Here is a 20,065-nt window from a genome sequence, read left to right as displayed (position 1 = left end):
ACGCTTATGATAAGGTTTTTATTTTTATTTTTACTCAGTATAAGCTATGCGTTTTCATTTGAAATTGTTGTTAATCAAGGGGAGGAGCATAACCGACCCTTTACGCTTTTACATCTAAAAGATAATAAAGAATTTACATGTAGAAGTGTTTTTGAATTTGAAAAAATACACTTTGAATGTAATGTTTTAGGTGTAAGCAGTATGCAGTTTCAAAACAAGGAATTTGATGACTTTTCGATTTATTTTGAAAAGCACCAAACTTTTTTAACAATCAAAATTTATCCTAAAATACTATCTAAAATGTTTAGCTATTCTCAAGACATCTTTAATGCTAAAGAAATTGAAAGCCAAAATGGTGATCAATCCAAACATTTTGTATTTATTTTTACTAAAGATTTGCGTTATTTCAAACCTAGTGATGGACTTAATTTTGACATATACTTTGACAACGCACTTATGCCTTATATTGGTGCTTTAGATTTAAATTCTAATCCTATGGAAACTTCAAAAAGTGCTGATTTTAATACTTATTTTAACATCAAGCAAGAATATGAAGCAAAAAAATATGATCAAGTTTTAAGAGATGCAACCAATGCTATCAAGCGTTATCAAGGTAGTGTATTTATGAATGAGTTTGAGTTGTACAAGTTAAGAGTGCAAAATAAACTTTTTACATACGAGCTTGATAAAGATCAGCAGGTCTTAGAGCAAATGCTAGAAGATGCAAAAAAATGGCTAAGGACTTATATTAACGACAAAGATTATACGGAAGTTATGTATATTATGATGAGAATTTATATGGGCTTATCGCAAAGATCAAATGTCGAATACATCATCGATACTTTAAATACAGAGCATAAAGGTGATAAATACACCATTATGGCTTTACTTGATTATGCAGACTACCTGTATCATTTGGGTAAAAAAAATACTGCAAATAATATTTATCAAGATGTGTATTACTCTACACCAGATGCTGATTTGGCAAGTAGAGCTGCATTGTTTTTGGCAAGAAATTATCTAGAAACGCAAAATGTCAAAGAGGCTAAGGAGCTTGTTAGTAAAATTTTAGACTCTAATCCTCAATTTTTTATGAGTGATTTGGATAATTCTTTGCTAGTAGCAAGGGCATTTAGCAACAATAGAGCGTATGATATTAGTTCTAAAATTTATGAGTATATTTTCACACATTTAAGCAAGGTTGAAAATGAATATGAAAGAGTGCTTAAGGATCTTGCTTTGTCTTTGCTTAATGCAAATGAACACACAAAAGCACAAAAATATCTTGACTTATATGCAGAGGAATTTCCTTTAGGAGAATTTTTAAGTTTAATTAAAGAAGCACAAGATAAAAATTTCTTATATCTAAAAGATACCAATGCAAGCTTTTTACATCAAAGATATGAAGAGATTATGCAAAAGTATGCCGGTGAAATTGCTAGTAAGGCTTTATTTGATAATGTTGAATTGTATTTTCAAGAAAAAAATTATGAAAAAGTAGTGGCATATCAAAAAGATATAGAAAAATATTCTAACAAAGAAATTAAAAAATTATTAGAGCAGGCTGCGATTTTGGTTTTAGATCAAAAATTAAAAAATGATGAGTGTTTAGATGCGGTCAAAATTTATGAAGATTTTAAAGCTTATAATGTAGGAAGTAAAATTCAAAATAAAAAACGAATGCTTGAGTGCTTTAAGCGTACAACGCGTATGGAAGAAGCAAAAAAATATATCATTGAAAATGAAAATGATGATATCATTTTTTATAAACTTCAAAGTGCAGATTTGGCTTTAAAGGACAAGAACTACCAAAATGCTATAAAGATGATTAATGATATTTTAAACACAAGAACCATTATCAGCGATAATGAAAAATTTGAAGCAAATTATATTAAGTTTTTTGCTGAGCTTAAATTGCAAGATTATAATGCTATGATAAGAACATTGCAAAAACTAGAGCAATTTCCGATGAATTATCGTATGGTAGAGTTGTATTATGAGTTTTTGCGTTATTGTGAGAGAAATAATTTCATCACAAGCATTTTAACATATGCTCCAAAGGCAATTGATTATCAAAATTTAATAGGGGTAAATCTTTTTAGCCCAGATTTGGAATTTATTTATATCAAAGCATTAAGACAAAGCAATCAAGCACAAAAAGCATTGACTTTGTTTAAAGATTTGTTGGCAAATCCTTTAAAAGATGATGAGCGTGCACGTGCGTTTTATATGCAAAGTAATGTATATGAAGATTTAAATCAAACAAATCAACAAAGACAAAGTTTGCAAAAATGTTTAGACATTAATGCAACAAGCAATTGGCAAAATTTATGCAAAGACAAAATGGGTGTTTTGAACACTCAGCCATGAGTCTTTGATAAAATATAATTTTTTAAATCAATATAAGCTTTTTCATAATCCAAAATTTCTTTTGTAAATTTTTTATTGAAGGTTCTTTGTCTTTTGGCAAGTTGTCTTGTATGGATGATGATAAGTTCTAGTAGCTCTTTTTGGGTGATTTTTTGATCTAGAAAATCTTTACATTCTTTTAAACCTATGGAATTGAGTGGTTTTAAGTCATGATCATAATGATCAAAAAGCATTTTTGCCTCATCAATCAAACCCTCATCAAGCATATTTTGCGTACGCTTGGCAATACGTTTTTCTAAAAGATCTTTGTGCCAGCTGATTTCAAAAATATCAATCTTATCAATCGGAGCCTTTTTGCGTGTTTCTTTTAAAACTTCACTAGGAATTTTTTGGGTTTGTTCATAAATTCCTAGCCATTTTTTTAAGCGATAGGTGTCGTTTTTTTCTATTTTTGCATTTGGATCAATTTGCACCATTAGTTCATAAATTGCTTGATTACTTAGAGTGCTTTGGCTTTCTTTGAAATTTTCACTCAAACCATCCATTAAAGCTTTTAAATAAAAGCTAGTCCCACCTGTTATGATAAGAATTCGTTGGTTATCTTGTGCAAATTTTTTTGCTTTTTCGTACTCTTTATAAAACAAAGCAATATTAAAATGCATATCCACATCAAGCAAATTAATACCGAAATAATCAAGTTCGTTTAGGGTTTTTTGGTCGGTTTTTGCCGAAGCAATGTTGATTTGTTTGTATACACAAAGACTATCAAGGCTTAAAACACACGCATTAAATTCATATGCTAGTTTATTTGCAAGTTCGGTTTTGCCACTTGCGGTAGTCCCAATGAGAGCAAATTCAAAAAACATTGTAAAAATATCCTAAATTTAAAATTATTTTAGTAAAATCATAACAAAAATATATTATAAAGAGAAAAAATGCCTTTATTAAAAGAAAAATTAAAAGATATATTGGATTTAATAGTCTTTAAACATTCGATTTTTGCTTTACCATTTTTATTTACATCGATGATTGTGGCCTCTGTTATTGCAAAAAATAGCACATGGTTTGGTTTGCAAGCTTTATTTTTGGGTGTTATTTGTGCAGTAAGTGCAAGAAATTTTGCAATGGCGATTAACCGTTTAATGGATGAGGATATTGATAGAAATAATCCAAGATGTGCAAATAGGCCTAATATTGATGGGCGTATTGGCAAAACGAGTATTTTGTTGTTTATTATCTTAAATGCTATTGTGTTTGTTTTGGCGAGTTATTTTATCAATAAACTTGCTTTTGCATTATCTTTACCGGTGCTTTTTATCTTAGCTATTTACTCAGCTTTTAAAAGATTTTCATCTTTGGCACATTTGATACTTGGTTTTTGTTTGGGTCTTGCACCTATTGCTGGTAGTATAGTTGTTTTAGGAAAAATCGAAATCTATAGTGTGATCTTGTGTTTGGGTGTTACTTTTTGGACGGCCGGATTTGACTTGCTGTATGCTTTGCAAGATATGGAGTATGATAAAAAAACAGGACTACATTCTATACCTGCCAAATTTGGACTAGAAGCGACTTTGTTTATTTCGGCATTTTGCCATGTGCTAGCTGTGCTTTTTTGGTTGTTGTTTGTTTGGGTAGCTCCAACAGGTAATATTGCATTTTTGGGAGTGATAATTAGCGCAGTGATTTTATTTTTTGAGCACCGTATTGTAAGAAAGAATTTCGCAAAAATCGATAAGACGTTTTTTACTTTAAATGGTTATTTGAGTATAGTATTTTTTATTTTTATTTGGGTTGATCTTTTATGGAGATAAATTTTTTTAAAAGCTCTTTGGAGTTGGAGTTTGAAGAATGTAAAACAAGATATGATGAGTTTTTGCAAGAGTATCTTTCTAGTAATAATTATGTCAATTTAAGTAAATGGAAAAAACTTGCTGCAAGGGTTGAATTTAGTGAAGGCGAGCAGATTATTTTTGATTTGCTTATGGATATCAAGCAAGAATTGTATTGGATCAAAAACGATATTAACAAAACAAAATTATTTACAGATTTAAAATATAAAGCCTTTGTTGTTGGGGTAAATTTTGCACATTTTCAGTTTAAGGACAAATGTTTAGTGCAAGATGAGGAATACTATGCTAGGTTTGAATTAAATGGTCAAAAAGTAAGCGTTTTTTTTAAAGCATTAAGTGAAAATGAAGCAAAAATTACCCAAATAAAAGCTGAAGATGAACTAGCGTATGATAATTTTGTTGCAAATATGCAAAGAGCGATGATTAAGATTTTAAAGGAGCAAGAAAATGGATAGTGATTTATTGTTATGGCTAATAGTGGCTTTATTGATTTTTGCTATGTTTGCTTATATGATGATTAAAGAAAAAGAAAATATCGCTAAGATTAACGAACTTGGCAAGATGATTGAAGATTTAAATAAACAATATCATTACTTAAAAAAAGAAAGTGCAGATGAGCAAGAACAAGAAAAAGAAGAAATTGACACAGAAATGATTAAAGAAGAGCTAAAAGAGGAGCTTTTGCAGGTTTTAGAGCAAAAAATCAATCAAAATGTTATTCCTATTTTAAGTGCTTTAAAAGAAGTAGAAGAAGTGATAGAAGATTTTCAAAGTGAGCAAAAAAATCGCTTGTTGAATTTAGAACAAAAAACTCAAAGCTTTACTAAATTAAGTCCAAGTTATGACAATGAAGAGCAAAAGGTTATCGAACTTTTTAATCAAAAAAAATCTATAGAACAAATCGCAAAGGATTTGCGTATAGGTATGGGAAGAGTAGAGTTGATTTTAAAATTTAATAAATTAATATAAAGGCCTTTGATGTTAGTAGATAGTTATGGAAGAGTGATTGATTATTTAAGAATTTCAGTAACGCAAAGGTGTAATTTTCGCTGTCTTTACTGTATGCCAAAAACTCCATTTGAATGGAGTGCTAAGGAAAACCTTTTATCTTTTGAAGAACTTTTCATGTTTGTTAAAGTTTGTATTGATGAGGGGGTTAAAAAAATTCGAATTACAGGTGGAGAGCCTTTAGTAAGAAAAGATTTGTATAAATTTATCGCAATGATTAGTGAGTATAAGCATGATTTAGACTTAGCACTTACCACCAATGCTTCTTTGTTAAAACAGCAAGCAAAAGATTTAAGACAAGCAGGTTTGAAAAGAATCAATATTTCATTAGATACTTTAAAAGAAGAGGTAGCTTTTAAGTTAGCTCAAAAAAACATACTCAAAGATGTGTTAAATGGGATCGATGAGGCTTTAAATTTGGGCTTTAATGTTAAATTTAATACCGTGGCGCTTAAAGGGATTAACGATGGTGAATTTATTGATCTTTTGGAATTTGCCAAAGCACGTAAAAGCCAAATTCGTTTTATAGAATTTATGGAAAACTATCATGCTTATGGAGATTTAAAAGGATTAAAATCTGCAGATATTTTAAATATTATTGCTCAAAAATATTCTTTTAAAGAAGGACAAAAAACCCCTAACGCGCCTGCGACTATTTATGAGCTTGAAGATGGGTATCGATTTGGTATTATTGATCCACATAGCCATGATTTTTGTGATAGTTGCAATCGCATAAGACTTTCTGCTGAAGGTCTTTTGATACCTTGTTTGTACTATGATGAGGCTTTAAGCATTAAAAAAGCTATACGCAATAAAGACATAGCAGGAGCATGTGAGGTTTTAAAAACGGTGATAAAAAACAAATCAGAAAAAAACAGATGGGCTGAAAACGAAAACAATCAAAGTTCAACAAGAGCTTTTTATCAAACAGGTGGATAATGGAAGTTGTCGAAACTTTTTTAAGCTTGCAAGGTGAGGGAAAATATAGCGGAAATTTGGCTGTTTTTGTTAGATTTGCCGGGTGCAATTTTAATTGTATTGGCTTTGGGGTGAAAAAAGAACAAAACTCTAAAATACTTTTAGGGTGTGATACCATTAGAGCGGTTTTTACTCAAGAATTTAAAGCTTGTTATCAATCATATAAAGCAAAAGAACTTTTTGATGAGGTTGTAAAACTCGCAAATTCACACCAAGCTATAGTTGTCATTACAGGTGGAGAACCTTTGTTGAATTATCAAAAACCAGAATTTTTGTGTTTTGTTAATTTGCTTTTAGAAAACGATTTTAAAGTACATTTTGAAACCAATGCAAGTATTGAAATTGATTTTGAAAAATACCCACTGTATAAAAAGTGTTATTTTGCTTTAGGGGTAAAGTTAAGCAATAGCGGAGTAAAAAAGGAAAAAAGAATTAATGAAAAAGCTTTAAAGGCTTTTAAAAAATATCCTAGAGATAGCTTTTATAAATTTGTTTTAGATAGGGATTTTTTAGAGGAGAATAAAGCCCTAGAAGAAATCAAAGAAATCTTACAAATTTGCAAAAATGAAGTTTTTTGCATGCCTATGGGTGCAAATGGATTAGAAATTTCTAAAAATGCCTTAAGTGTTGCTGAATTTTGTATAAAAAATGGATATAATTACTCTGATAGAATGCATATTAGAATTTGGGGAGATAAAGAAGGCGTATGATTATTAGAAAAATGTTTGAATTTGAAAATGCTCATATTGTTAGATTTTGTAGCTCCAAACGATGTAAAACGAGTATACATGGACATTCTTACAAGGTAGAAATTTTACTTGAAAGCCAATATCTTGATAATGCTGGAATGGTGTATGATTTTGGTTTGCTAAAAGATGAAATTAAGCAAATTATCGATAGTTTTGATCATGCTATTACTTTATATCAAGATGATGACAAAGCTTATTTAGAAGATATGAAAAAACACTCTCAAAGATGGGTAAGTTTACCTGTGAATGTCAGCGCAGAAAATTTTGTACGCGTGTTTTTTGTGCTGATTGACACCTTGCTTTTAAAAACCAAAATGATGAATGGTGAACAAGGCGTAAGCTTAAAAAGTATTATTGTGCATGAAACAAGAACGGGTTATGCCCAAGGTTTTCGAGAAGATGCTTATAGTGAGTTTTTGCCAAAAATTAATTTAGCTGATATTGAGTTTTCACAGGCGATATGTAACGAATGGAAAGATAAAGATTTCTTTAAAAAGCTTCAAGATGCGAATTTTATTTTTGTCAATCAAAAGGAGGTGTGATGAAAAAATTATTATGGATGATTCCGGTATTATTTTTTATGGCATGTTCAAATGAAGAGAGTGCAAACGTAAAAAGACCAGTGCAAACTGAGCAGGTGCAAATAGAGCAAAGTGATTCTAATGTGATAATCAATGATGATACGCTGCCTATACCTGTTGATGATGACATTCAAGATGAAAATAACACACAAGGATAGTGATGGATCAAAGTTATGAATTTTTTCTAGCATTGCATGTGTATAGTTTATATGCAAACGGCTTTTTGATGTTGTTTTATTTGTATTTAACTCAAAGTAGCTTTTCACAAGAGTTTATATTTATAAAAAGAATTCGTTTGTTTTTACCAATTTATTATTTATTTTTAGCAATCACGCTTTTTACTGGAAGTTTGCTTTGGGCTTTAAAACATTTTGAATTGAGTTTATATATACTTTCCATGTGGCTTTGTTGGATTTTAGTTTTTGCTTTAGCTATTTATCAGTTTGTGCTATTTAAAAAAGCAAGGTTATTTAAGCGTTATGCCAAATTTAGATTTTTAAGTTTTTTTATCTTGTGTTTGGGTATATGCTTACTTTTTGTGCCTTATTTGCTTCAAAGGTTTTATCTTTAAATGCAGTTTTTATTTCACTCACAAAGCGGTGCTGACAAAATAGAATTAAATAACGAAGCTTTTTTACATTTAAAAGCTAGAAGAATAAAGCTTAGTGAGTGTATCACATTAAAAAATTTAAAAGATGAGTTTGCTTATACTTATCAGTGTATCGAGCTTTCTAGACGATCTTGTGTATTAAGCTTGCAAGATAAAAAAGAAGATAAGCAGGAGCTAAAGTCTTATCTTCATCTAGCTTTAGCAGTGATTGATCCAAAAACCATAGAAAAAACCTTACCTTTTTTAAATGAACTTGGAGTTGCGAAACTTTCTTTGGTTTATATGGACTTCTCGCAAAAAAATTTCAAGTTAGATTTTAAAAGAATGGAAAAAATTTTAATAGAATCCTCTCAGCAGTGTGGACGTGCTTCTTTGATGCAGCTTGAATGCTTTGATGATTTTAAAACATTCAAGCAAGCTTATGATAATATCGTTTTGATTGATTTTGATGGTGAAGATTTGATGAGTTTTGATCCTAAAGAATGGGTTTTTTTAGTGGGTGCTGAAGGAGGATTTTCGCAGCAAGAAAGAGAGGAAAAAGTCAAAAAGGCAAAATTGCAAGCAAATTTTATCCTTAAAGCACAAACAGCATTAATCGGGGTTGCTTCTAAGTTTATAATTTAAAAACACGCTTAAATTTAGCTATTTTTTATATAAATATTTATATAATTACGCCTTAATGTTTTGAAAAAGGATAAACAATGAAAAAAGAAATTCATCCAGAATATGTAGAATGCAAAGTTAGTTGTGCTTGTGGAAATTCTTTTACTACTAAGTCAAATAAATCAGAAATTAAAGTTGATATTTGTTCAAACTGCCATCCATTCTTTACAGGTAGTGAAAAAATTGTTGATGCTGCGGGTCGTGTAGAGAAATTTAAGAAAAAATACGCAATGCAATAATGTTATATTTTATTCCTACGCCCATAGGAAATTTAAACGATATTTCTTTTCATTCTTTAGAAATTTTACAAAAATGCAAACTCTTTTTGTGCGAAGATACAAGAGTTTGCAAATCTTTAATCCATCTTCTTAACGAAAAATTTAGTTTAGAAATTAAACCCGATAAATATATCGCCTTGCATACTCATAATGAGAAAGACTTTTTAGCAAAGATAGATGAGAATTTTTTTGATCAAGATATCGCGTATTTAAGTGATGCGGGTATGCCAGGTATTAGTGACCCGGGACAGTTTCTTGTCGATTATGCGATAAAACACCATATTCAGTATGAGGTTTTACCAGGCTCTAATGCTGCCTTGCTTGCTTTGGTTTCAAGTGCACTTTGTCAAAAAGAATTTATTTTTATGGGTTTTTTGGCCAACAAGAATCCACAAAGACAAAAAGATATCGAAAGATTAATGCTTAATCCTTATCCTAGTATAGTATATGAAGCGCCTACAAGAATATTAAATTTGGTAGAAGAAATTAGTAAAATTGACTCTTTACGAGAAATTTTTATCATAAAAGAAGCAACAAAAAAATTTGAAACCAAGTTAAGATCTAGCGCTTTAGATGTTTTAAAATGCTTAAAAACAATGGATTTGCGTGGTGAATGGTGTGTGGTTGTAAATGCTAAAGAAAAACAATTTCATGAAAATACCTTGTGTGAGCAAGATATTTATGAGCTTGATTTGCCTTTAAAAGCAAAAGCAAAATTACTTTCAAAAATCAATGCAAAATCACCTAAAGAAAATTATCAAAAACTGCTTTTAAGTTGAAATTAGCTATCATTGAAGAATGATAGTTTATGGTAAGCAAGTGTTTTTTTATATTTTAGAAAAACACAAGGAAAAAATTAACGAAATTTATTTAGCAAAAGAATGTGAAAAAGCTGAGTTTTCCAAAATAGCTAAAGCATCTAAAAAAATCAAAAAACTTGATTTTAAAACTGCTCAAAGTTTAGCAAGAGGTGGAAATCATCAGGGTTTTTTAATGGATATTAGCGAGTATGAGTTTAGTTCTTTTGAAAGTTTAAAAGACAAAGACTTTATAGTTATTTTATACAATATTAGCGACGTGGGAAATATCGGTGCTATTGTCCGTAGTGCTTATGCGCTTGGTGCTGATGGTGTAATTTTAGTGGCAAAAAGTGTGGCCATTGATGGGGTTATTCGCGCAAGCAGCGGTGCAGCGTTGGATATGAAGATAGTTTTAAATGATGATGTTTTAAGTATGATCAATGAATTAAAACAAAAAGGCTTTTATATTTATGCTAGTGCAAGTGGGGGCAGTGATATACATACCATCAAAGCAAAAGAAAAAAAGGTTTTAATTATGGGGAGCGAGGGTTTTGGTATAGCTCCTAAGGTGCTTAAAAAGTGTGATGAGTGTGTGGGTATAAAAATGCACAATGATTTTGATAGTTTAAATGTAAGTGCAGCATTTGCAATACTTTGCGATAGGATGAAAAATGGATAGTTGGAAAAAATTAGAAGATTTAAATTTATTAGAAGTTCAAAAAAGAACCCAGATAGAATTAACTTGTCTTGAGTACATCATCAATAAAGATTTTAAATCTTTATCACGTTTTAATGTTAATGGTTTTATAAAAATTTTACAAAGAGAATATGAGCTTGATTTTTCCACTTTTTTAGAAGAATATCATGCTTATTTAGAAGAAAATGGCATAGAAAGAAAAAACCAAGTACATATTTCACCGAGAATGAACTCATACACCAAAGAAAGTTCAAGTGTTTGGTATGTTGTTATCATTGTGGTGGTGCTTTTGATAGTAGCTTTGGCTTGGGGTGTTTCGAGATTTTTTCAAAGTTCCATTCTTGATGAAAATACTACTAATGTTTTAAACCAAGAACAAATCATATTAGAAGAAAAAATAGATGAAAATGAAAGCCATGCGCCTAATTTCTTTTTAGATGAAATTTCTATTCCAAAAGAAAACAACGAAAGCAATGAAACTAATGCTATTAATTTGGATATTGATCAAAATCATACAAAATTAATTGAAAGCACCAAAAGCACTGAAGATAATTCAACTTTAATAAATAAAGAAGTAGTTTTGTTGAATGAAAGTGTGATAAAGCCTAGCGCAGAACTTTGGCTTGGAATGATAGATTTAAAAAACTATAGAAAAACTTCATTGACGATAAAAAATGATTATGTATTGTCTTTAGATAAGGATATGCTTATTACTACAGGACACGCTGCATTTAGCTTGAATGATGAAAACAATAAAACTTTAGAATTTAAAAACGGAGTATCTAAGTTTTTAATGATTAAAGATGGAAAAATCAAACAAATCACTAAAGCTGAATTTATTAAAGAAAATAGAGGAAAATTATGGTAAAAATTTTCATATTTTCTATAGTTTTAACGCTTAATGCTTTTGCGCTAAGTGCCTTAGAAGTAGCGCAACATATTGTTAATGATGACTCTAAAAACGCACAGTTGGAGCTTTTGTTTGCAAGAAATGATTATAAAGATGAGTATGGCAATGTTGATATTTACACCATATCGCAAATTTTAAAAACCAATTCTTTGGCTAATTTTATTTTAAATGAGCCAAAAACTCTCACCTTTAGTTTTAAGGCACAGGCTGATTCGGTTTTATTTTTTAAAACTATCAACGACACTTTAAATGAGCTAGGTTATGTATATTTTATACCTACAGAGTTGACTTTAAGAGAAAATTATATCACTTATAAACTAGCAGTAGATTCTCAATATATGCTTGATCCAGGGGTTTTTTATAAAGCTTTATTATCAAGTTCTGTTTTTATTAAGGATATTTTTAAAATTTCTGAATTAAACTATGAATACGAGCTAGATTTTTCAAAAGCAAAGCCTAAAATCAATACCCAAATTCCTCTTAATACCATCATTCAGCTTAGTAAACCTTTGAGAGAATATATTGTTGATTTACAAGGTGCAAAAAGCATGGAATTAAGTGCGCATAATCTTGATTCTTGGTTTTGTAAAATTCAATTTTTAGATAAAAACTTAAATTTTATTCAAGGCGTAGAAAATACACATAAACAAAACGAAATTAATGTTAATATCCCATTAGGAGCAAAATATGCTATTATAGGGGATATGTTTAGCCTTGATAATATTAAAAGGGGTTTAAAAATTTACTTAAGACGCTAAAAAGGACGGACAATGTTTGATGAAATTCATTTTAATACCATAGAAAGACTTCCAAATTATGTTTTTGCTGAAGTTAATGCAATTAAAATGGCGGCAAGAAGAGCAGGGGAGGATATAATAGATTTTTCTATGGGAAATCCTGATGGAAAAACCCCGCAGCATATCATAGATAAGCTTTGTGAAAGTGCAAATAAAGACAAAACTTCAGGTTATTCTGCTTCGAGTGGAATTTATAAACTAAGACTCGCGATTTGCAACTGGTATAAAAGAAAATACAATGTTGATTTAGATCCTGAAAGTGAAGTGGTTGCAACGATGGGTTCTAAAGAAGGCTTTGTAAATTTAGCAAGAGCAGTGATTAATCCGGGCGATGTGGCTATTGTACCTACACCTGCTTATCCTATTCATACCCAGGCTTTTATCATTGCAGGTGGCAATGTAGCGACAATGAATTTTGATTTTAATGAGAATTATGAGTTAAATGAAAATACTTTTTTTGAAAATTTGCAAAAAACTCTGCATGAGAGTATTCCACGTCCAAAATATGTGGTGGTAAATTTTCCACACAATCCTACAACTGTTACTGTGGAAAAGAGCTTTTATGAAAGATTAGTAGCTATGGCAAAAAAAGAAAGATTTTATATTATTTCTGATATTGCTTATGCGGACTTGACTTTTGGTTCTTATAAGACCCCTTCTATTTTTGAAGTTGAAGGTGCTAAAGATGTAGCAGTAGAGACTTATACACTTTCAAAATCTTATAATATGGCGGGTTGGCGTGTAGGTTTTGTTGTGGGAAACAAACGCTTAATCAGTGCTTTGAAGAAAATTAAATCATGGTTTGATTATGGTATGTATACTCCAATACAAGTTGCCGCAACTATTGCTTTAGATGGAGATCAAACTTGTGTTGAAGAGATCAAAGCAACTTATGCAAAAAGGTTGGAAGTATTGCTAGAATCATTTTATCAAGCAGGTTGGGAATTAAAAAGACCAAATGCAAGTATGTTTGTATGGGCAAAACTTCCGCAAAGCAAAGCTCATCTTGGTAGTATGGAATTTTCTAAACAACTTTTACAAAAGGCAAATGTTGCAGTAAGTCCAGGAGTAGGTTTTGGTGAGGCAGGTAATGAGTATGTTAGAATCGCTTTAATAGAAAATGAAAATCGCATTCGTCAGGCTGCTAGAAATATCAAAAAATATTTAAGAGAATAAAATGAAAATCGCAATTTTAGGCTATGGGACAGTTGGAAGTGCTGTTGTTGAAACATTATTAAAAAATCAAGAATTAATCAAAGCAAGATGTGATGAGGAAATTATTCCGGTGGTCGCTTTAGCAAGAAGTGCAAAACCAAATGCCTTAATTCCTGTGGTAAATGATATTGATGAAATTTTAAATCGTGATGATATTGATGTTTTTGTAGAATTAATGGGTGGTATAGAGCTACCTTTTGAATTAATTTCAAAGATTTTACAGAGAAAAAAAGCGGTTGTGACTGCCAATAAAGCTTTGCTTGCTTATCATCGCTATGAGCTTGAGAAATTAGCACAAAACACAGCTTTTGGTTATGAAGCTAGTGTGGCAGGCGGAATTCCTATCATTAAAATTTTAAAAGAGGGTTTAAGCGCTAATAATATCGTTTCAATTCAGGGTATTTTAAATGGGACTAGCAATTACATTTTAAGTAAAATGGCTGAAAATGATGCCCAATTTGATGAGGTTTTGAAAAAAGCTCAAGAATTAGGATATGCTGAAGCGGATCCAACTTTTGATATCGAAGGTTTTGATGCAGCGCATAAACTTTTGATTTTGGCTAATATCGCTTATGGCTTAAGAGTAAAACCTGAAGATATTTTGATCGAAGGTATTAGCAAGGTTGGTGATGAGGATATTTATTTTGCAAAAGAATTTGAATATACTATAAAACATTTGGGTATTGCTAAAATTAAAGAGGGAAAAATAGAGCTAAGAGCTCATCCTGCTATGTTAAGCAAAGATAGAATGTTAGCTAAAGTTGATGGTGTGATGAATGCTATTAGCGTTTATGGGGATATTTTAGGTGAAAGTTTGTATTATGGCCCAGGTGCTGGTGGCAAAGCAACTGCAAGTGCGGTTATAGCAGATTTAATTGACATTGCAAGAAAAGAAAAAAATAGTGCCATTTTTGGATATTTAAACGATACTTCTTATGAACTTTTAGAAAAAGATTCAATTTATACAAGATATTATTTAAGATTAAAAGTGTTGGATAAAATAGGGGTTTTGTCAAAAATCACACAATTAATGAGTGAGCACCAAATTTCCATCGATACTTTTTTGCAAAAACCAAAAAAAGAAAGGCAAGATTACAGCACTTTGTTTTTCATCACTCATCAAACTTATGAGAAAAATATACAAGTACTTATTCAAAAATTGCAAGAGCAAGAATTTGTCCAAGGCGATGTTTTTATGATGGGAATTGAAGATTAGATGGCTTTATTGCACTATCTTTTTGGGAAAAAAGGTGAAGATTTAGCTTGTGAATATTTAAAAAAACATGGTTTTGAAATTCTTCAAAGAAATTTTCATTCTAAATTTGGAGAAGTTGATATCATTGCTAAAAAAGATGAAATTTTACATTTTATTGAAGTAAAAAGTACACAAGGTAATTATGAAGTGGCATATCGACTAGATGTGAAAAAATATCATAAACTTGTAAAAACAATACAATATTACTTTATGAAACACAAAGGAGAAGAAAATTTTCAATTAGATTTACTTTGTGTATACAAAGATGATATAAAACTACTAGAGAACATTAGCTATTAAGAGAATATTTATTCTAATTCAATAGAATTTAAAAAAATAAAGGAGAAAAAATGGGAAAATATATTGATTTAACAGCAGAAAATTTTGCACAAGCAAAAGAAGGTGTTGCGTTAGTAGACTTTTGGGCTCCATGGTGTGGACCTTGTAGAATGCTAGCTCCAGTTATTGATGAACTTGCAAATGATTTTGATGGCAAAGCTAAAATTTGCAAAGTTAATACAGATGAGCAAGGTGATTTGGCTGCTCAATTTGGTGTAAGATCTATCCCGACTATTATTTTCTTTAAAGATGGCGAAGTAGTAGATCAGCTAGTGGGCGCTCAATCAAAACAAGCATTAGCAGATAAACTAAACTCACTTTTATAATCTCAAGCCACTTTTTGTGGCTTTTTCTCACATTTTTTACTATTTAATAATTTTTATTATTTATAATTAAAGAAAAATTTGTATAATACTTATAAATATAAATTATAAGGAAGATAATATGTTAGACTTAGCTATTATAGGTGGTGGTCCTGCGGGCTTAAGCGCTGGTTTGTACGCTACTAGAGGTGGATTAAAAAACGTTGTTATGTTTGAAAAAGGTATGCCTGGGGGGCAAATTACTTCTAGCTCTGAAATCGAAAATTATCCCGGTGTTGCACAGGTTTTAGATGGAATTTCTTTTATGGCTCCATGGAATGAACAATGTATGCGTTTTGGCTTGAAACATGAAATGGTGGGAGTTGAGCAAGTTAGCAGAAATGATGATGGTAGTTTTACTATAAAGTTAGAAGGTGGAAAAAGTGAGCAGGCAAAAGCTGTGATTGTGTGTACAGGTTCTACACCACGTCGTGCGGGTTTTAAAGGTGAAGATGAATTTTTTGGAAAAGGTGTAAGTACTTGTGCAACATGCGATGGCTTTTTTTATAAAAATAAAGAAGTTGCTGTTTTAGGCGGTGGGGATACCGCTTTAGAAGAGGCATTGTATTTAGCAAATATATGCTCAAAAGTGTATTTAATACACAGAAGAGATGAATTTAGAGCTGCTCCTTCTACCGTGGAAAAAGTTAAAAACAACAATAAGATCGAATTAATCACCAATGCAGTAGTAGATGAAGTTTGTGGTGATAATATGGGTGTTAATAAGATCAAAATAGGAATGAAAGATGGCAGCAAAAGAGAACTTGATGTGCCTGGAATTTTCACCTTTGTGGGTTTAAATGTAAGAAATGAAATTTTAAAGCAAGATAATGGTGAATTTTTATGTACAATGGAAGAAGGTGGACAAGTAAATGTGGATCTTAAAATGCAAACTAATATTGCAGGATTGTTCGCAGCAGGAGATTTGAGAAAAGATGCTCCTAAGCAAGTAATATGCGCCGCAGGTGATGGTGCAGTTGCAGCACTCAGTGCTTTAGCTTATATTGAAAGTTTACATTAGTCTTCACATAAATTTCACATAAACTAACTAAGATTCTCCTACAAAAAAATATAAGGAGAATCTAAAATGAAAAAAATATTAATCATAAGTGCTACTTTGGCTACTTTTTTAAGTGCAAATACAATGCAAAATCAACCTAACGCGCAATATTATCAAGAGCCTATGCAACAAGCATATCCTTATGCGCAAAATTATTATGGTCTATCTAAACCTATCATGGATAAAATTCAAAGTTCTTTTCCAGGTGCGTTTATCGTTGATGTAGATTGGGAAGATTTTGGATATGAAATCAAACTTAGTAATAATATGGAAATGTTTTTTGATAGGAATGGAAATTTTCTAGGTCAAAAATGGGATGATTAATCAAAAGTGTTATTTGCTTTTAAATAAATAAACGCTACAATTTTCCAAATTCTAAAAAGGTAGATTTTAAATGATAAATATCGGAATTCATGGAAGTAGTGGGCGTATGGGTACACAAATAAGGCTTTGCTTAGAAGGCGATGAGTTTGCAAAGTCAAGTGCCTTGTTTGATCAAGGCTCAAGTTATGAGGATTTTTTCGCAAAATGTGATGTGATAATTGACTTTTCTACCCCAAAAGGTTGTGAGGATTTGCTTTTATATGCAAGAAGCAATCCCAAGCCTTTGGTAATAGGCACAACAGGATTAGATGCTAAACAAAATGAATTGATGCAAAGTGCGAGCATTACCATGCCTATTCTTTATGCTACCAACATGTCTTTAGGTGTTGCAATTTTAAAAAAACTTTCTTATTTGGCAAGCGAAGCCTTAAGGGATTTTGATATAGAAATACTAGAAATGCATCATAATAAGAAAAAAGACGCTCCTAGTGGTACTGCTATGACTTTAGCACAAAGTGTTGCAAAGGCTAGAAATTTAGACTTAGAAAAGGTCAGAGTGAGTGGGAGAGATGGAATCATCGGACAAAGAAGTAAAGATGAGATAGCAGTAATGAGTTTAAGAGGTGGTGATATAGTTGGCTCGCATAGGGTTGGTTTTTATAATGAAGGCGAATTTATAGAATTAAATCATACCGCAACATCACGAGCTACTTTCGCAAAAGGTGCAATAAAATGTGCAAAATGGCTAGTTTCTCAAGAAAATGGCTTGTATGATATAGATGATTGTTTAGGAATTTAAATGTGTGCAGTAGTTGGAGTAATTAATTCAAAAAATGCAAGTACGGTGGCTTACTATGCTTTATTTGCGATGCAACATCGTGGGCAAGAGGCAAGCGGGATTAGTGTAAGTGATGGTTTAAATATTCAAACACATAAAGCTAAAGGCGAGGTTGGGCAAATTTTTAACACGCAAATTTTAGCAGAGCTCAAAGGTAGCATTGCTATTGGGCATAATCGTTATTCTACGGCTGGAAATTCTTCTTTGCATGATGCACAACCTGTTGCTGCTACTTGTTCTTTGGGTGATATTTCTTTGGTGCATAATGGAAATTTAATCAACAAAGAAGCGGTAAGAAAAGAGCTTATTGATAATGGTGCGATTTTTCATTCTAATATGGATACAGAAAATGTAGTACATTTGATCGCCAAAAGTAAAAAAGAAACTCTAAAAGATAGATTTATAGAAAGTTTAGCGCAAAGCAAAGGTGCATATTGCTTTATGTTGGCTAGTAAAAATCAACTTTTTGTAGTAAGAGATCCTTATGGGGTTAGACCTTTGTCTTTAGGTAGATTAAAAGATGGAGGGTATATCGTAGCAAGTGAAACATGTGCTTTTGATTTAATAGAAGCTGAATTTATTCGTGATGTAAAACCAGGCGAAATGTTGATTTTTACTCAAGGTAGTGATGAGATTGAAAGCATTCAGGTTTTTGATCAAGTTGATCCGAGAATTTGTGCGTTTGAGTATATTTATTTTGCTAGACCTGATAGTATTATAGAAGGTAAAAGCGTATATGAAGTACGTAAAAAAATGGGTGAAGCCTTGGCTAAAAAGTTTAAAGAGAAAGTGGATTTTGTAGTGCCTGTACCAGATAGTGGCGTGAGCGCTGCGATAGGATTTGCACAGTATTTAAAGATCCCGCTTGAAATGGCGATAGTTAGAAATCACTATGTAGGAAGAACCTTTATAGAGCCAACTCAAGAAATGAGAAATTTAAAAGTTAAATTAAAACTCAATCCTATGAAAAAAGTTTTAGAAGGTAAAGATATAGTAGTGATTGATGATAGTGTTGTAAGAGGTACAACTTCTAAAAAAATTATTGCTCTTTTAAGGCAGGCAGGAGCAAGAAAAATTCATCTAGCCATAGCATGTCCAGAAATCAAATTTCCTGATATTTATGGTATTGACACTCCAACATTTGAAGAGTTAATCTCTGCTAATAAAAATGTTGAAGAAGTTAGAGAGTATACAGGTGCAGATAGTTTAACTTTCTTAGATATCAATGAGTTGGTTTCAAGTATAGGTAATGAAAGAAAGTATTCATTGATCAGTTTTGATGGGGATTATTTTATTCAATAATCCTTATCGACATTTTAGCTGTTTAAATACTTTATAGCTTTGAAATTGGGGTGGCAATGCCACTTCAAATGAAAAGTCTTTGTATGTATTGCCTGGAAGATACTTAACAATGTTTATATTGTAAGATACATCTCTTTGCTCTTGGTTAGCTTTTTTGATACTGTCAAAATTTTGCTGATTAAAAATTTCTCCACCAACCTCTTTTTTTCTATAATCATCAATAATTCTAAGCTCTAAAAAGCATTCTGAAATTTTAAAGTTGGTGTCGTTGGTTACCCTACCTTTGACAATAATACTTTCAGATGCTAAGCGTCTATAGGTTGAAAAGTTGCTTAAGCTCGCTTTTTTGGTGTATTGGTCTATAGTCAATGATAAAGAAATTGTTAAAATCAAGGCTAAAACAAAACTAATTACACAAAAAATAATCATATGTTTTTTGTTTTGCACTTTAATGTAAAGTAAGATCCAAACCAAAGCAGTGGAAGCTAGCATCATGAAAATAACCAGAATATGAAAAATAGTAAAATATCCCATTAAAAGCACTTTGAATGAAGTTGAATGTCAAAATCTTGACCTTCATTAAAATCGGAAAATTTAGTTTTTAAGTTGATAGTTTGTTCTGGTTTTATTGTTTTTTCTATGATGCTAGATTTACTTCTTAGTGGTTTGATGGTGTGTATAATTTTTTCTATAGAATTTGAATGATTATCATCAATTTTTTTAAATACCTCTACTTTTAACTTACAATAATTAAAATTATTTTTAGAAGTATTGGTTAAACTATAATCTACACTTAAAGAATTATCATACACAAAAAATTGTGCGTTGTCTAAATGAGTGATTCTAGATCTTACTTTGGTGTCGATTAAAAAATATCCTAAATATGCAATAGCACTAGAGCACAAAAAACCTAAAAAAATTACCGTAAAAGCAAAAGCAGGTTTATTTCTAATGATTAAAGCAATAAATAGAGTGATAATGAAAAAAAATATAACTAAAACCATTAGTAAAAAATCAATCAAGTGCAAATGAGTGGTATAGAAAATCATTTGCTCTCGAATGTGTTGAACGTTCATTAT

General features: G+C 31.0%; 26 protein-coding genes. 23 read left to right on the top strand and 3 right to left on the bottom strand.

Annotation, left to right across the window (positions count from 1 at the left end; translation table 11 throughout):
- The first annotated feature begins 6 nt into the window (after positions 1-6).
- Entirely contained in the window at positions 7-2,370 is a 2,364-nt protein-coding gene (locus CKA54_RS03900) for a tetratricopeptide repeat protein (RefSeq protein WP_120760152.1), read from the top strand.
- On the opposite strand, the gene miaA is transcribed toward CKA54_RS03900, so the two are convergent.
- Entirely contained in the window at positions 2,361-3,236 is an 876-nt protein-coding gene (gene miaA, locus CKA54_RS03895; RefSeq protein ID WP_120760150.1) for a tRNA (adenosine(37)-N6)-dimethylallyltransferase MiaA, read from the bottom strand. The genes CKA54_RS03900 and miaA overlap by 10 nt on opposite strands.
- Before the next feature lie 69 nt (positions 3,237-3,305).
- On the opposite strand from miaA, the gene mqnP reads away from it, so the two are divergent.
- The 22 genes from mqnP to purF all read left to right on the top strand — a co-directional run bounded on the left by mqnP (position 3,306) and on the right by purF (position 18,986).
- Entirely contained in the window at positions 3,306-4,181 is an 876-nt protein-coding gene (mqnP, locus tag CKA54_RS03890) for a menaquinone biosynthesis prenyltransferase MqnP (RefSeq protein WP_120760148.1), read from the top strand.
- Positions 4,172-4,675, top strand: coding sequence for a hypothetical protein (locus CKA54_RS03885; RefSeq protein WP_120760146.1), 504 nt, complete (start codon positions 4,172-4,174; stop codon positions 4,673-4,675). Before mqnP ends, CKA54_RS03885 begins: the two co-directional genes overlap by 10 nt.
- Positions 4,668-5,189, top strand: coding sequence for a hypothetical protein (locus tag CKA54_RS03880; RefSeq protein ID WP_120760145.1), 522 nt, complete (start codon positions 4,668-4,670; stop codon positions 5,187-5,189). The genes CKA54_RS03885 and CKA54_RS03880 overlap by 8 nt, the downstream gene beginning before the upstream one ends.
- Positions 5,190-5,198: 9 nt before the next feature.
- Complete coding sequence (gene moaA / locus CKA54_RS03875) at positions 5,199-6,167, top strand: GTP 3',8-cyclase MoaA (RefSeq protein WP_120760143.1); 969 nt, start codon at positions 5,199-5,201, stop codon at positions 6,165-6,167.
- Entirely contained in the window at positions 6,167-6,916 is a 750-nt protein-coding gene (locus tag CKA54_RS03870) for a 7-carboxy-7-deazaguanine synthase QueE (RefSeq protein ID WP_120760141.1), read from the top strand. The genes moaA and CKA54_RS03870 overlap by 1 nt, the downstream gene beginning before the upstream one ends.
- Entirely contained in the window at positions 6,913-7,497 is a 585-nt protein-coding gene (locus CKA54_RS03865; protein ID WP_120760139.1) for a 6-carboxytetrahydropterin synthase, read from the top strand. Before CKA54_RS03870 ends, CKA54_RS03865 begins: the two co-directional genes overlap by 4 nt.
- Positions 7,497-7,694, top strand: coding sequence for a cytochrome C (locus CKA54_RS03860; RefSeq protein ID WP_120760137.1), 198 nt, complete (start codon positions 7,497-7,499; stop codon positions 7,692-7,694). The genes CKA54_RS03865 and CKA54_RS03860 overlap by 1 nt, the downstream gene beginning before the upstream one ends.
- A 2-nt stretch (positions 7,695-7,696) precedes the next feature.
- Positions 7,697-8,107, top strand: a complete 411-nt coding sequence (locus CKA54_RS03855; protein ID WP_120760136.1) for a hypothetical protein — start codon at positions 7,697-7,699, stop codon at positions 8,105-8,107.
- Entirely contained in the window at positions 8,108-8,770 is a 663-nt protein-coding gene (locus tag CKA54_RS03850; RefSeq protein ID WP_120760134.1) for a 16S rRNA (uracil(1498)-N(3))-methyltransferase, read from the top strand.
- A gap of 77 nt (positions 8,771-8,847) precedes the next feature.
- Positions 8,848-9,048, top strand: a complete 201-nt coding sequence (rpmE, locus tag CKA54_RS03845) for a 50S ribosomal protein L31 (RefSeq protein WP_039666086.1) — start codon at positions 8,848-8,850, stop codon at positions 9,046-9,048.
- Positions 9,048-9,866, top strand: a complete 819-nt coding sequence (gene rsmI / locus CKA54_RS03840) for a 16S rRNA (cytidine(1402)-2'-O)-methyltransferase (protein WP_120760132.1) — start codon at positions 9,048-9,050, stop codon at positions 9,864-9,866. Before rpmE ends, rsmI begins: the two co-directional genes overlap by 1 nt.
- 19 nt (positions 9,867-9,885) lie before the next feature.
- The gene (rlmB, locus tag CKA54_RS03835) at positions 9,886-10,566 is read left to right on the top strand and encodes a 23S rRNA (guanosine(2251)-2'-O)-methyltransferase RlmB (protein ID WP_120760130.1); all 681 of its coding nucleotides are present in this window, start codon (positions 9,886-9,888) and stop codon (positions 10,564-10,566) included.
- The gene (locus CKA54_RS03830; protein ID WP_120760128.1) at positions 10,559-11,452 is read left to right on the top strand and encodes a hypothetical protein; all 894 of its coding nucleotides are present in this window, start codon (positions 10,559-10,561) and stop codon (positions 11,450-11,452) included. Before rlmB ends, CKA54_RS03830 begins: the two co-directional genes overlap by 8 nt.
- The gene (locus tag CKA54_RS03825; protein ID WP_120760126.1) at positions 11,446-12,252 is read left to right on the top strand and encodes a hypothetical protein; all 807 of its coding nucleotides are present in this window, start codon (positions 11,446-11,448) and stop codon (positions 12,250-12,252) included. Before CKA54_RS03830 ends, CKA54_RS03825 begins: the two co-directional genes overlap by 7 nt.
- A 12-nt stretch (positions 12,253-12,264) precedes the next feature.
- Positions 12,265-13,467 (top strand): LL-diaminopimelate aminotransferase, encoded by a 1,203-nt coding sequence (locus CKA54_RS03820; protein ID WP_120760125.1) that lies wholly within the window; start codon positions 12,265-12,267, stop codon positions 13,465-13,467.
- Between the two features lies 1 nt (position 13,468).
- Positions 13,469-14,722, top strand: coding sequence for a homoserine dehydrogenase (locus CKA54_RS03815; RefSeq protein ID WP_120760122.1), 1,254 nt, complete (start codon positions 13,469-13,471; stop codon positions 14,720-14,722).
- The gene (locus tag CKA54_RS03810) at positions 14,723-15,061 is read left to right on the top strand and encodes a YraN family protein (RefSeq protein WP_120760121.1); all 339 of its coding nucleotides are present in this window, start codon (positions 14,723-14,725) and stop codon (positions 15,059-15,061) included.
- Between the two features lie 50 nt (positions 15,062-15,111).
- Positions 15,112-15,426, top strand: a complete 315-nt coding sequence (gene trxA / locus CKA54_RS03805) for a thioredoxin (RefSeq protein ID WP_039664580.1) — start codon at positions 15,112-15,114, stop codon at positions 15,424-15,426.
- 118 nt (positions 15,427-15,544) lie between these two features.
- Entirely contained in the window at positions 15,545-16,483 is a 939-nt protein-coding gene (gene trxB, locus CKA54_RS03800) for a thioredoxin-disulfide reductase (protein ID WP_120760119.1), read from the top strand.
- Positions 16,484-16,549: 66 nt separating this feature from the next.
- Positions 16,550-16,846, top strand: a complete 297-nt coding sequence (locus CKA54_RS03795) for a DUF2874 domain-containing protein (RefSeq protein ID WP_039664578.1) — start codon at positions 16,550-16,552, stop codon at positions 16,844-16,846.
- A 70-nt stretch (positions 16,847-16,916) separates the two neighbouring features.
- Positions 16,917-17,645, top strand: coding sequence for a 4-hydroxy-tetrahydrodipicolinate reductase (dapB, locus tag CKA54_RS03790; RefSeq protein WP_070255348.1), 729 nt, complete (start codon positions 16,917-16,919; stop codon positions 17,643-17,645).
- A complete protein-coding gene (gene purF, locus CKA54_RS03785; protein WP_120760117.1) occupies positions 17,646-18,986 on the top strand; it encodes an amidophosphoribosyltransferase in 1,341 nt (446 codons plus the stop codon). It begins immediately after the preceding gene.
- 3 nt (positions 18,987-18,989) lie between these two features.
- Here the strand turns inward: purF and CKA54_RS03780 are convergent, their stop codons facing one another.
- Both CKA54_RS03780 and CKA54_RS03775 read right to left on the bottom strand, forming a co-directional pair.
- Positions 18,990-19,520 carry a DUF2393 family protein gene (locus CKA54_RS03780; protein ID WP_120760115.1) on the bottom strand — a complete coding sequence of 177 codons (531 nt, stop codon included), beginning with the start codon at positions 19,518-19,520 and terminating at the stop codon, positions 18,990-18,992.
- Positions 19,520-20,062 (bottom strand): DUF2393 family protein, encoded by a 543-nt coding sequence (locus CKA54_RS03775; RefSeq protein WP_120760114.1) that lies wholly within the window; start codon positions 20,060-20,062, stop codon positions 19,520-19,522. The genes CKA54_RS03780 and CKA54_RS03775 overlap by 1 nt, the downstream gene beginning before the upstream one ends.
- Between the last annotated feature and the right edge of the window lie 3 nt (positions 20,063-20,065).

This window comes from Campylobacter sp. P255 (assembly GCF_003627915.1).
Taxonomy (GTDB): domain Bacteria; phylum Campylobacterota; class Campylobacteria; order Campylobacterales; family Campylobacteraceae; genus Campylobacter_D.
The sequence above is the reverse complement of the archived record's forward strand: the minus strand, read 5'-3'. Positions and strand labels throughout refer to the sequence as shown.